Origin of the sequence: Cellulomonas bogoriensis 69B4 = DSM 16987, assembly GCF_000767165.1 — a bacterium.
In the GTDB taxonomy this organism is placed as follows: domain Bacteria; phylum Actinomycetota; class Actinomycetes; order Actinomycetales; family Cellulomonadaceae; genus Actinotalea; species Actinotalea bogoriensis.
On record NZ_AXCZ01000410.1, the window covers coordinates 1 to 695 of the forward strand.

The following is a 695-nucleotide window of genomic DNA, read 5'->3' on the forward strand; positions in this document are numbered from 1 at the left end:
CCCGGGCGTCATCCGCTACGGCGCGCAGGTCCACGACCCGCAGGCGCTCGGGGCGGCGCATGACGTCGTCGTCGGGGCCGACGGCCTGCGGTCTCGTGTCCGCGCCGGCGGGTGGCCCGACGAGGCCGGGCCCGTGTACGCGGGCTACACGGCCTGGCGTGCGCTGGTCCGCGCACGGGTGGACGTCACCGAGGTGTGCGAGACGTGGGGGCGCCGCGAACGATTCGGCGTGGTCCCGGTGGGCGAGGGGCTCGTCTACGTGTTCGCGACCGCCACCGTCGCCGCGCAGCAGCACGCGGACGGCGCCGCCGGTGAGGTGGCGGAGCTGCGACGGCGGTTCGCCGGGTGGCACCCGCCCGTCCCCGCGCTGCTGGACGCCCTGGACCCGGCAGCTGTGCTGCGGCACGACGTCCACGCCCTCCCCCGTGTGCCCTCACGGTTGCACCGCGGCTCCACCGTGCTGCTCGGTGACGCCGCGCACGCCATGGAGCCGAACCTGGGTCAGGGCGCCTGCCTGGCGATCGAGGACGCCATCGTGCTCGCCCACGTGCTCGCCGACGGGGCGCCCGTCCACGCCGCGCTCGCCCGGTACACCGCCGCCCGACGCCCCCGGACGGTGACGACGAGCCGGATGTCCGCACGCATCGGGTGGCTCACCCAGCGCACCGGCCCCGTGGGCGCCGCCGTGCGTGACG

Annotated in this window: 1 protein-coding gene; it reads left to right on the plus strand. The window is 77.1% G+C overall.

From position 1 onward, the window contains the following. On the plus strand, positions 1 to 695 hold a 695-nt coding region (locus tag N869_RS15730; RefSeq protein ID WP_035063264.1), incomplete at both ends, for an FAD-dependent monooxygenase.